General features: G+C 51.0%; 11 protein-coding genes. 4 read left to right on the forward strand and 7 right to left on the reverse strand.

Translation table 11 applies throughout. The features are described from left to right. The first annotated feature begins 183 nt into the window (after window positions 1-183). Window positions 184-1,458, forward strand: a complete 1,275-nt coding sequence (locus tag ACYVEA_RS01675; protein ID WP_461111570.1) for a M20/M25/M40 family metallo-hydrolase — start codon at window positions 184-186, stop codon at window positions 1,456-1,458. A 99-nt stretch (window positions 1,459-1,557) separates the two neighbouring features. Here the strand turns inward: ACYVEA_RS01675 and ACYVEA_RS01680 are convergent, their stop codons facing one another. The 4 genes from ACYVEA_RS01680 to ACYVEA_RS01695 form a co-directional block, all read right to left on the reverse strand. After that, window positions 1,558-3,960 (reverse strand): ABC transporter permease, encoded by a 2,403-nt coding sequence (locus ACYVEA_RS01680; RefSeq protein ID WP_461111571.1) that lies wholly within the window; start codon window positions 3,958-3,960, stop codon window positions 1,558-1,560. A 55-nt stretch (window positions 3,961-4,015) separates the two neighbouring features. After that, window positions 4,016-4,519, reverse strand: coding sequence for a hypothetical protein (locus tag ACYVEA_RS01685; RefSeq protein WP_461111572.1), 504 nt, complete (start codon window positions 4,517-4,519; stop codon window positions 4,016-4,018). A 40-nt stretch (window positions 4,520-4,559) separates the two neighbouring features. Further along, window positions 4,560-4,913, reverse strand: coding sequence for a PadR family transcriptional regulator (locus ACYVEA_RS01690; RefSeq protein ID WP_461111573.1), 354 nt, complete (start codon window positions 4,911-4,913; stop codon window positions 4,560-4,562). A gap of 458 nt (window positions 4,914-5,371) precedes the next feature. Beyond that, window positions 5,372-5,758, reverse strand: coding sequence for a hypothetical protein (locus ACYVEA_RS01695; protein WP_461111574.1), 387 nt, complete (start codon window positions 5,756-5,758; stop codon window positions 5,372-5,374). A gap of 393 nt (window positions 5,759-6,151) precedes the next feature. Here ACYVEA_RS01695 and ACYVEA_RS01700 point away from each other — a divergent pair, with 393 nt between their 5' ends. Continuing rightward, window positions 6,152-6,607, forward strand: coding sequence for a RidA family protein (locus ACYVEA_RS01700; RefSeq protein ID WP_461111575.1), 456 nt, complete (start codon window positions 6,152-6,154; stop codon window positions 6,605-6,607). 115 nt (window positions 6,608-6,722) lie between these two features. Continuing rightward, a complete protein-coding gene (locus ACYVEA_RS01705) occupies window positions 6,723-6,968 on the forward strand; it encodes a hypothetical protein (RefSeq protein WP_461111576.1) in 246 nt (81 codons plus the stop codon). Window positions 6,969-7,116: 148 nt separating this feature from the next. Here ACYVEA_RS01705 and ACYVEA_RS01710 read toward each other — a convergent pair whose 3' ends face one another. Next, window positions 7,117-9,027, reverse strand: a complete 1,911-nt coding sequence (locus tag ACYVEA_RS01710; protein WP_461111577.1) for a S9 family peptidase — start codon at window positions 9,025-9,027, stop codon at window positions 7,117-7,119. A 273-nt stretch (window positions 9,028-9,300) separates the two neighbouring features. On the opposite strand from ACYVEA_RS01710, the gene ACYVEA_RS01715 reads away from it, so the two are divergent. After that, complete coding sequence (locus ACYVEA_RS01715) at window positions 9,301-10,089, forward strand: DUF2490 domain-containing protein (protein ID WP_461111578.1); 789 nt, start codon at window positions 9,301-9,303, stop codon at window positions 10,087-10,089. On the opposite strand, the gene ACYVEA_RS01720 is transcribed toward ACYVEA_RS01715, so the two are convergent. Together ACYVEA_RS01720 and ACYVEA_RS01725 are read right to left on the reverse strand one after the other, a co-directional pair. Next, on the reverse strand, window positions 10,086-11,324 hold the full coding sequence (locus ACYVEA_RS01720) for an FAD-dependent oxidoreductase (RefSeq protein ID WP_461111579.1): 1,239 nt from the start codon (window positions 11,322-11,324) through the stop codon (window positions 10,086-10,088). The two genes, ACYVEA_RS01715 and ACYVEA_RS01720, sit on opposite strands and share 4 nt — an antisense overlap. A gap of 20 nt (window positions 11,325-11,344) precedes the next feature. Further along, window positions 11,345-11,602 carry a hypothetical protein gene (locus ACYVEA_RS01725; protein WP_461111580.1) on the reverse strand — a complete coding sequence of 86 codons (258 nt, stop codon included), beginning with the start codon at window positions 11,600-11,602 and terminating at the stop codon, window positions 11,345-11,347. Window positions 11,603-11,676: the final 74 nt, after the last annotated feature.

Raw genomic sequence — 11,676 nt, forward strand, 5'->3', positions numbered from 1 at the left:
TTTTCAATCGAAGATAGGCAGAAGAACAGCGTATTCTTCGCCCACAAGCGACATAAACATGGATATTATAACGTAGTAGAAGCTATTTCAGTAAAAATTGCACTAAACCATTTCGTCAGATAATCAACAGATTACTTTACTTATTTTAGCCCTTTATACAACCTGCTTTAGCAAAAAGTACCCATGAAAAAACTTGTCCTTCTTTTGCTGCTCGTCAGTTCTGGCGCGTCAGCGCAGTCACTTTCCAAACCCGAAACGGCTGTCGTGGCCACCGTTAAGAAACACATGCCCGAAACCGAAGCGTTTCTGGAAAAAGTCGTCAATATCAACAGCGGCACGCTCAATAAAGAAGGTGTACGCACGGTCGGCAAATTGATGGCCGATGAATTTGACAAGCTGGGTTTTAAAACCGAGTGGGTGTCGCTTCCTGATTCACTCAATCGGGCGGGGCATCTGGTGGCCACCCGGCAAGGGAAAAAAGGCAAAAAGTTATTTCTGATTGGCCACCTAGACACTGTCTTTGAAAAAAGCCTGCCGATGGAGCCCTACACGCGGGTCAATGACTCGACGGTGGCGGGCCAGGGTGTCAACGACATGAAAGGGGGCGACGTCGTGGTGATTGCCGCCCTGAAAGCGCTACAGGAACAAAAACTGCTCGACGATACCTCCATCACCATCTACTTTACGGGTGACGAAGAGAGTTCGGGTGGTTCCGAAAGTCGCCGGGATTTCATCGAACGAGCAAAGAAATGTGATCTGGCGCTGGCCTTTGAGTCGGCTCAGGGTCTGCACCACGTAACGACCGGTCGGCGGGGAGCCAGCGGGTGGACGCTCAATGTAAAAGCCCGGACCGGCCACTCATCTCGCATTTTCAATGACCTGGGCTACGGCGCTATTTACGAAGCCGTTCGGATTCTGAACGAATTCCGGCGGACGCTTGGTCAGGAAAAATACCTCACCTTCAACCCCGGCCTGATCGTTGGTGGCTCGGAAGTGCATTATGACGACAAAACGGCGAAAGCCGAAACGATTGGCAAAACGAACATCATTGCTGGTACGGCCCTGGTTAAAGGCGATCTGCGGTTTCTGACCGAAGCCCAGAAAGAAGCCGCCCGCGCTAAAATGCGCGAAATCGTGGACAAGAGCTTGCCGCTCACCAAGGCCACCATTTCCTTTACCGACGGCATACCAGGCATGGAGCCTTCTGCCGCCAATGACGAACTGCGCAAACAGATAGACAAAATCAGCCGGGACATGGGCGTTGGCCCCGTTGAAGCGTTCGACCCGGGTGCGCGTGGCGCCGGGGACGTATCATTTGTGGCCCAATACATGCCCTGCGTAGACGGACTGGGTGCGTCGGGCAAGGGCGCTCACAGTATCGAAGAAACAATGAATATCAAGGAGTTCCCGATACTCATTCAACGGGCCGCCCTGCTGATTTACCGGCTGACACGGTAGCTTAAACGAACACCTTCCAGAAAGTTCTGAACCTTCGGGAAGGTGTGTACCAATTGAATGCTACGGAGTAGCACGCTGTGGGAATACGGATTGAATTGACTACTCACTTCTTAGATAATAAACCGGATTGGTGCGGGCCGCTTTCAGTGCCTGGCGAGAGACAGTCAAAGCAGTTATCAGGCCGGTCAGAACGAGGGTTCCCATCAATAGCCACCCGTTTACCGAAATTCGATACGTGTACTGCTGTAACCAACCCGACAACACCCAGGCCCCGAGCGGTGCCGCCACAAAGAAGCCCAGACCCAGTAGTTTTCCAAACTCGCGACCTAACAGCCAAAGCAGTTGCGTCGTCCGGGCTCCCAGCACCCGACGAACGCCAATTTCTTTGGCTTTTGCCTCCGTCAGAAACGTAACCAGCCCGTACAGACCCAGACAGCTCAGCCCAATCGCCACCAGCGCGAACGCCTGGACCATCCCCGCCAGTAAACGCTCCAGCTCCGTAAAGCGATTCATCAGATCTGATAGGTTCTCTGCATGATAAACCTGATCCGGCAGTACCTTGTCCCAGACCTGCTGAATAGCCTGACCAGCCTGATCGGCGTAGGTTGAATTCAGGCGCAGCATCGCTACCCGGCTGTGCGGGCGATCGTGAATCAGCGTCATAGGCAAAATAGGCTGGTGCAGATCTCCGCTGCGGAAGTCCCGCACGACACCGACAATAACCCGGTCAACGTCTTTCACCCGCATGGGTTTACCCAGCACCGCAGCCGGAGAGGAGACACCCAATTGCTTCACCAGCGTTTCATTCACCAATACGTCGCGCCCCGTCGTATCGGTAGACCGGACGTTTCGACCAGCCACCAGCGACAAATCGAAAACCGACAGGTAATGCTCATCAATCGCCCGAATGCGGGTTTCAAAGGGTTCAGGCTGGGTCGCGGTGTGATAGCTGAACGGACTGGGGTGGTTGTGGGGCGACGCGGGCATGTCGCTACCAAAAGAAACTTGCTCGACGCCCGGCACCTGCAACCACTGCTCACGCAGGTGCGTCAGGGGAATGGATTGCTGCTGGGGCAGGAAAACGACCCGTGTCGATTCATGGCGAAAACCCCATTCAGCCCGCTGCATGTGCTGAAGCTGCGTCGTGATGACCAGCACGCTCAGGATAAACAACTGCATCAACACGAACTGTCCCAGAATGAGGCCCTGCCGAATCGTTAGCCGACCTACAGCCCGAGTCGCCGGATTGTTGGTGAGTGCCTTCGCCGGATTGAAACGGGCCAGCACGAGCGCTGGATAAAGGCCCGATAAAATGATTACGCTGATAATAAGCCCCAGAAACCACCCATCTGCCTGACGCTGAACCACATCAACAATGGATAGGTCCGGACGTAGCATTTCAATGGTAGCCGCCAACGTCTGATTGACTATCGGCAAGCTAAGTTGGGTCAGTACGAGGGCGACGAACGTAGCCAGTATCACCAACAGGGCCGTTTCCAGCATAAACTGGCCAACCAACTGCCAGCGTGTACTGCCCATCACTTTGCGAACGCCAACTTCCCGCGCCCGTTTCAGCGCTCGGGCCGTTGCCAGGTTGATAAAGTTGATGCAGCCCGCTATAACCAGCAGTATGCCTACCCCGATCAGGACATAAAGGACCGGCCGCGGAGCCGTACCACTACGTTGATGGTTGAGTTCGGCCAGGGGCAGAACCTGATAGTCAAACTGAGTAGCTTCCTTGGGCGACAGATTCCTGCGTCGAATGGCCGCTAAGCTTTGGCTAAGCAAAGCAGGATCAGTCCCTTCCCGCAACCGCACAAAGCACATCGCCTGTAGTCCCTGCCAATCGGCCAAGGCGGTCGGGCCATCCAATACCGGAATGGTAGCATACGAGACGAACGCGTCGTACCGAAGCTGGGTATTGGCCGGTGGGTCCCTGACAATCCCCGTAACGGTCAGGTCGGTTCGGTTGTCTAAGCGCAGGGTCCTACCCAGGGCCGGTGCCGTGTCGAAATATTTATGGGCATATCGCTCACTCAGTACAATTGTATTGGGAGCCGCCAGGGCCGTCTTCGGGTTGCCGCTCACCCACTCCACACCGAACAGATCGACGTATTGGGGTTCGGTAAAGCAGACATTACGAGCCTCAGCAAACTTTTTGACCCAGCCACCCTTGCCATTTGGAACGCTCAGGGTACGGCCAAAGAAAGTTTCCAACCGGACCGCGCTCTCCACAAACGCGTAGTCGCGCCGGAGCACATCGGCCAGCGGTCGCGGGGCGGCATCGGTCTGCATGGTTGTTTCCCGTTTGATGTCGGTAACAATCCAGTACGTACGATCCAGGTGCGGGTGGTAGCGATCAAAGCTAAACATGTAGTTGACCACCAAAAAAATGACCAAACCGCTCGCCAAACCCACCGACAGTCCCAGCAGGCTAATAAGATTGACAGGCCAGTTTTGCCACAGGTGGCGCCGGGCCACCGTGAAGTAGTGAACAATCATCGGAAAAAGGAATTAGGTTGGAATAGGACTTTGCAGTTTACAGGTAAAGGCGGGATCAGACAGTCAGCAATCGCCTGGTTTTATGTCGATTATGGCCCAGCCACCACCGAACGACAACCACACTCACCAATCCCGCCAGCCCTGCTCCCCAGGCAGTCTGGAACGCCCCTATTGGCACAGCGAGCGGTCGACTAACCAGGATCAGAAAACCCATCAATAGCAGAAAGGTGAGTACGCTGGAGAGCAGCATGTATTGAAAAGGTCTGGTTGCCGGACGTCGTTGGGCCCGTGACCTACCTCGCAGGGCAACCGCCATAGCTTGCGAAGACCTACTAGTAAACTCCCTAAGATACAGTTGTTTCAACTGGGCCAGTGCATGCGGATTGGCCTGCTGCATGACCTGATCAAAAGCCACTGAAAACTCCTGACCCTGATCCAGGCGCTGTTCAATCAGGGAGGCTATATGGTCCAGCAGTTCGGCTTGCAGCGCCTGATGCGGCCTGGTTTGCTGAATCTGTTGCGCTAAGTGGTCGAGTTGATCGCGAGACAGTTTGTTCATAAATAAGAAAGGGAGCGAATGAATAAAGAATGGCCATCAATTAGTGTCCGAAGACCACATCCGGCGAAGGCCTGATAAGCAGGCGCATGAGTTGAATAAACCGGTCAAATTCACCGGCTTTTCGTACAGCGGTCTCACTTCCTGTTGGAGTAAGCCGGTAATACTTACGGAGTCGCCCATCAACCTCCTGACTTTCTGTAATCAATAAGCCCTCGTCTTCCAGTTTGTGGAGCACCGGATAAAGTGCACCAAAGGTGAGCGTCAGTTCGCCCCCGGTACGGTCTTCGACGGCCTGCGTGATTTCATAGCCGTACATTCGTCCCTGCTGAGCCAGCAACTGAAGAACAATCGTCTTAAGTGTTCCCCGTAAAAATTCCTGATTAGCTGAATCCATACGTTATGGTGATTACCTGCGCTTAATTTTCAAACAAAAATATGCAAGAAAATTATATATACAAATAATATTACAAGTATCTATTCTAATCCGCGTGAACGAGCTTACAGAAAGCTGCGATCAGTAAAACGTTAAGGAAATTTTAGAGCTTTGGGAGGTTGGCTATTTCACTGAACGTGGGAATCCCCTTGCATTTAATTAAAACGCTTGGCCACGTATTACACACTCCAAATTGATACGTTAGCCACACCAAAACGCTGGTCAGCATCAAGACCAGTAGTAGTTTCAATAGCCATAACCAGTTGTAGAACGTGCTGAGCGCCTGTAGAAAAGCCACGATAGGCAGGTGTGTTCAGTAGCCCAGATACACCGAATCGTGTGGGGACTAATGCCTGAAAAGTAGGCTACTACGTACGCTGGATCAGGCTATAACCTGACCTCAGCGCCCTCTGACCACTTTATTTCTTACTTTTTATGGCGTTTTGCCAGACGGGGACGAAGTCGTAAGTCGGGTAGAACTCCGTATTATAGGCACCCCAGGCCCCATTTTCAATCGTCAGATTCAGGGCTCTGAGACTTTTGGCGGGAATCTTTACCGTCACCACCTGCCCAATGCCCATCATCACGTACCAGGACACAACCCGTGCTTCTTTGGGCGGAAACATCTCCAGAAACTTATTCTGATTCTGTATTTCCTGAATCTGTTTCAGGCTTTTATCCTGCTGATGCTTCAGAAAAATCGTGATCATAATACTGTCCGATGCGGTTTGCGTATTCGTCACAACCTGAGCCTGGCAAGCACTCCAACCGAAGAAAATGGCGATAAAAAGTAGACTATGTTTCATGTTAACTTGGTGATACGTTGATAGTTGAGTAACGCAGGTTGCTACCTACCTTACAGCACGGTAAATTTATTGGCTTTCGGCGGCTTCATCGCCAGGGGAAACGTATTCTTTGTACTTTTTGAGACAAAAGTTGTATGAAGAAAGTAAACCTATAGAGATTCGACTACAGTGCTTATTTTTATGCACTTCCCTCCTGCTTATCATCATGGCTGCATGAAAAAACGGTTACGCTGGCTGATTCCTGTTCTCCTAATCGTCGGCCTAAGGCAGTTTCGGAAAATACCAGCGTTGATCAGCCATTTTTCCGGATGGGAGCCAATCAAAAACACGGGATTTTACCCGGACTATCAGAATCAATTCGCCTGTTTATAATCAATTCAACCCAATTCCCTCATGAAGTACTTCCTGATTTCCTTCCTCATCCTTGGTGCCAGTCTTTCCGGTGTAGCGCAGCACAAGCAGATCGTTAAGCCCCGAAAAGCTGCGGCTACTTCCTCGCCCTACCCGTTTAGCCTGGGCGTTATCAGCAATGGATTGCTGTTTGTGTCCGGGCAAGTGGGCACAGATCCGCAAACAAGCAAAGTCGTGGAGGGAGGGGTCGAGGCCGAAACCAAACAAACCATTCAAAATATCAAAACGGTACTGGAGGACGCCGGTGCCTCGCTTGATGACGTCGTGAGTGTAACGGTATACCTGAGCAACATGGACGATTTTGCCAAGATGAATACCGTCTATAAACAATTTTTCAAGGAAGGGAATTACCCCGCCCGAACAACAGTGGGCGTGGCCAAACTGGTCTTTGGGGCCAGTGTTGAAATGACGATGACAGCCGCCATGCCCAAGAAGTAAACTAATGGATGATGGGCGTGACCGAACTGGCCAGTACCATCGGTTTACTTGTTCCGTGGTACACCCAGCTTAGCCAACACTAAAGCCCATCGCAGCCGTGTGTCTGGGCCTGATTATGCTATCGGCAGGTGTCATTCATTACCGTCGGCATGCACCACGAAACGTCTGGCTGAACGTAGTGACCAGGGGCCGCTTCTACGTTAAACCGGATTGGGAAAACAATCTAACCGAAATTATTCCGCAAACAGCCAAACAGTTCATCGCCAGAGATGGCCATCGACTGGCGCTTCAGTACGAAGGCGAAACCAATGTAACGGGTATTAAATTAAACGGACAGGAAGTGTTTATGAAAGTTAAGTGAACGGTAAACGGTTCGGCGTAGTCTTTGACTACGTTGTAGCGATATCCGGTCTCCGACCGGAATCCAAGTACTTTATTACCGGTCAGAGACCGGATATCGCTACAACGTAGTCAGAGACTACGCCGAACCGCCTAACCGCCTAACCGCCTTATTGACGCGTGCCTTTCAGGTACTTATCCAGAAATTCGCGAACGGCTTTGTAAGCCGTAATTTCGTTTTCCTTTTTGACAAAACCATGTCCCTCGTCGGGGAATGTAACGTACTCAACCGGCACCCCGTTCTTCTTTACATTCGCGACAATCTCGTCTGATTCTATTTTCAGTACGCGCGGGTCGTTGGCGCCCTGAATTACCAGTAGCGGTTTTTTGATACGTTTGGTATGAAACAGGGGCGATTTGTTGTACAAAGCCACTGAATCTGTTTTGGGATGACCAATTTCCTTGAACATCGCATCACGCTGTGGCCCCCACCACTCGGGCATACTGTTGAGGGTGCGGAGCCAGTTGGCCACGCCGAAAATATCGACACCCACGGCAAAATCATCGGGCGTGAACGTCAGACCTGCCAGCGTCATATAACCACCATACGACCCGCCCATAATACCAATTTTAGCGGGGTCAACGTAGCCAGTGCCAGTCAGAAATTTCTTCGATTCAACGCAATCTTTGAGGTCAGCGTCACCATGTTTGCGGTCATCAGCGGCATAAAACGTTTTCCCATAGCCCGAACTGCCCCGGTTATTGACGGCCAGTACAACGTAGCCACTGTTGACCAGGTATTGAACCAGGGGCGAATACGTCAGCCGGGTTTGTCCGCCCGGTCCACCGTGAATCGACAGGATTGCCGGAAGCCTGTCGCCGGATTTGGCGTCTTTAGGCTTGTAGAGCAGTGCCGGAATGTCCATCCCGTCGAACGATTTATACCGGATCACTTCGCCCGACACCAGATCCTCCGCGTTGATTTCGGGGTTCAAACCACGTACCAAAGGCGTTGCTTTACCCGACTTAAAATCATACGAATACAACGTTGCCGGTGAATTCGAGCTATTGACAAAGAAAATCATCTTGCCTTCACTGTCCGCAATCGTGACGCCCGTTACGTCGCCACCGGGTAAGGCTGGCAACTTAACCGCCTGACTGGATTTGGTGTCAATAATTTTCAGTTCCGTTCGGGCGTCGTTATTAACCATCAATACCCGATAGCGGCCTTTGTAAGAAAGGTAATCAGCAACTATATCCCACTGGGCTTTGTCGAGTACTGTACTCTGTCCCGTTGCCAGATCGTAGGCTTTCACGTACGAAAACTCATTGCCTTCATCTGTCGAAATCAGTAGCTTTTTACCGTCAGGTGTAAACCCATCCGGGCCGTTTTTCACCTCACCCGTATGCTTGGTCAACAGTTTGGTTTCTTTTGTTTTTGTATCATACAGATACGTGTCACTGTTGGCCGTTGTAGTCGTTTTGGTCAGCGCAACGTACTGCTTATCAGGTGATACATCGCCCGGAAAGAAACCGCCCGGATTTTCAAAAATCAGTTTGGGCTTCATCGTCGCCATATCCATTTCATACAGATCGAAAGCGGCTTTGTTACGTTGGTTCGACTGATAGAAGAAACTTTTCCGATCATAACTCGGGCCCCCAAACTGAAATTTCGCTTTTTCGGCTGGTGTCAGATCCGATACAGCGCCATCTTTCTCACGAAGGTAGATGTGGTTCAACTCATTACCGCCCTGATCGCTGCTGTAGAGGATGCGGCCGTCGGGCAAATAGCCAATTGCGAAGATGGCATTGGTTTTCGAGAACGTCAGTTGTTTGGGCTGGCCAGTACCACCAAACGGAATTTCGTACAGATTGAACACCCCATCCTGGTTGCTGCTGTACAGCACCCGCTCCTCATCCGGCGAAATGTCGGCGCCACCAAAGCGAATGGTTTTCATGAATTGCTCAATCGTGTATTTACGATCGACGGCTGGTTTTGGAGCCGGACCAGCTGCCAGTACGCTAATACTGGCCGAAAGGCTCAGCAGCAACATCGTTCGTTGGATGACTAGAAATTTCATAAGCTTATGGGAGGAATTTCAGGTGATGAGTTTATAGCTATGCCGATAAGGTAGGTAATATAAATTACTCAATGCAAATTTCACGGAATGAATTGAGGGAAAGGTAATTAGGCGATCTGGTATCAGGACGAGTTAGCCCCCTTGTCACGTGGTTAATGTTACGCAATTATTAATAGACGTCCAGGTAGATTATCAAATTGTTAACTCCACGCAGATGTAGGTCACAGCTTATTAACATCCTGTAGCTTTGCAGGACCGTATTAAGTTTTCTTTGTGAACCGCTTCCGATTTACCCTCTGCCTGATTGCTTCCCTATCTGTCTATACCTTCAGCCAGACCCTCGCCCAAACATCGCTTACCCCCACAACGCCCTGGGGAACCTGGCTGATTGGCACGATTCAACTGCCAACTGGCGAGAAAAAATGGGGTGGATTCGCCGAAATACAGGCCCGTAGCAATGGCCTGTTCAGACAGTATTTTTATAATGAATTGAAGGCCGGAGTCAGCTATGACGTTGATCGTAATTTTTCCCTGATGGTAGCCGGTGGGCATTACGCTACGTATGATTATCAGGATTTATCGGCTGGACCGCTAAATACCGAGAAGCGGTTGTGGGAACAGCTGATTATCAATCAGTACCTATCCCGCATAAAATTTGAACACCGGTACCGGGTCGAGCAACGGTGGTTTACGTATCGCGATGGCACAACGCCTTACCGCAACCGTATCCGTTATCGGCTGAATGCATTTGTGCCGATCAACAACCGAACCATCACCGACAAAACCGTTTTTCTATCCGTTTACGACGAGATTTTCCTCAACCCAATCGGTCCCACATTTGAGCGAAACCGGTTCTACGCCGGCATTGGCTATCAGCTCGATAAGCAATGGATTCTTCAGCTTGGCGTCGTTAATCAGACGAACTACAATCCCGCTACGTTCGAAAGTGGCGTGTTTACCCCACAAATGGCTTCCGGCAAAAACAACGTAGTAGTTGGCCTCACCTACCGACTGAAACGCAAAGGAAATGGGTTGGAGAAACTGCCATCACAGCCGGATTAAGCTTGTTTAGGCGTAATGCGAATGTGTTCGGGGCGCGGACCCATGCCGATCAGGCGAGCGGGTAATCGCCGAAAAGCAGGAATGTGTCGGAACAGCCAGAGAATGAACGGCGGAATAGTTGAAGGGTCGCTTACCGACGCATTGATTAGCCGCTTATGAATAAAAATCTGCCCCGCCTGAATAACGCGAACCGGCCACTGCCGCCGTCGCTGGATGCGCGCCAACGTATCGACCGTTACCTGTCCGTTTTGGAACGCAGGAACCAATTGATTTGCCGTAGCAACCGCATCCTGAACAGCCAGATTAACGCCTACACCACCGGCTGGCGACATGGCGTGGGCAGCATCGCCAATACACAGTAAACCGGGCCTGAACCATTGCCGCAATCGGTCGATCTTGACGGTCAGCAGACTAATTTTATCCCACGCATCCAGTTCCTTCACATACCCGCCGACAAAAGGAGCCAGACTCAGAATGTCGGCCTGCAAAGCGGCCAGCCCGCGCTGTTTAACTGACTCAAACTGACCTTTTGGAATGAGGAAGCCGCATTGAAAATAATCATTCCGGTCAATGAGGACCATAAACTGGCCCGATTTCAGATACCCCAGCGACTGCTCGCCCGTGGCTGGATCTTTGGGAATCCGCATCCACAATACATCGATTGGAACACCAAAATCCTGAACGGCCAGCCCCGCCTTTTCCCGGATGGTGGAACGTCTGCCGTCAGTACCAACCACTAAATCAGCCTTGATTACTAAGTCACCTGCTTGCGTAGTAGCCCGTACGCCGGTTATTTTTCCATTTTCTTCAATAATATTGGTCGCTTCCGTTTGCATGTGCAGGTGGAAGCTAGGGTATTGTTCGCCTTTTTCGGCCATAAAATTCAGGAAATCCCATTGTGGCATGAACGCAATAAACTGGCAATGCACCGGTAAGTGCGAAAAATCAGCGACGGGTACGGTTTGTCCATCGGCCGTGATCTGAACGCTACGTAGTTCCTGATGGGATAGCTCAAGAAACTCATCCAGTAAACCGAGTTCGACCAGCAACTCCAGCGTGGACGGATGGATCGTGTCTCCCCGAAAATCGCGCAGAAAATCTTTATGTTTTTCCAGCACGACTACGTCAACGCCGGACCGGGCCAGCAGAAAGCCCAGCATCATACCGGCCGGGCCACCTCCCACAACGCAACAGCGGGTTTGCATAGTTTTCTGATTTTCAGTTGCTGGGGTCATCGTTCAGTATGGTTGGTTAGCTAGCCAAACATACTGAACTCCCGTTTGTTTTGCTCGCAGAGAGTAAAAACTATAATCAGTCGTGGGGCGGGTGCCCAGCGGGTAAAGAAATAAACGTCTTCCTGTAGAGCCTCCGCTGCAAGTGATTCTACACACGTAGCAAACGTCTCTGATTGCTTAACTAACCGTTCGAAAACTTCATCCTTACAAACCTGCGATGGTGGTAGTACGTTGGTAAAATTACCCAGACTCTGGGCTGCCAGGCAACAGCATTTCATGGAATCCCTGAATTTTGTTTTGGCGATTGGACCGAAAATCCGGTACGTTTGCGAAAAACCGTATCCGTCTAGGC

Source organism: Spirosoma jeollabukense (assembly GCF_054777855.1).